The 254-nt window shown below is 66.5% G+C and carries 1 protein-coding gene; it reads right to left on the minus strand.

The window, feature by feature from the left end; translation table 11 throughout:
• The coding region (locus SM755_RS23940; RefSeq protein WP_323174876.1) for a DUF357 domain-containing protein at positions 1–157 on the minus strand (157 nt) is incomplete at its 3' end.
• Positions 158–254: the final 97 nt, after the last annotated feature.

Genomic DNA, 254 nt, shown 5'->3' on the forward strand with positions numbered 1-254 from the left:
GTCTGCCGTCGTCGAGATACGACTCGGCCATCTCCAGGCACTCGGCGGCCGCCTCGCTCATCGCCGTGCCGTCCGGCGGAGCGATCTCTGCCTCCCCGAGAGCTTCCGCCAGCAGGTCGTGATACCGGTTCGTCTTTTCCTCTAAGTCCGCCGCCATAATGGAGCGAGAGGTTCGGGGAGGGTAAGCGCTTCGACCCTCCGTTCAGCGTCCCTGTGAGCCGTCTCGCGCCGCCGAGGTGGCGGAAACGCGTGGT

This window comes from Natrialba sp. PRR66, from assembly GCF_034808065.1.
GTDB lineage: Archaea > Halobacteriota > Halobacteria > Halobacteriales > Natrialbaceae > Natrialba > Natrialba aegyptia.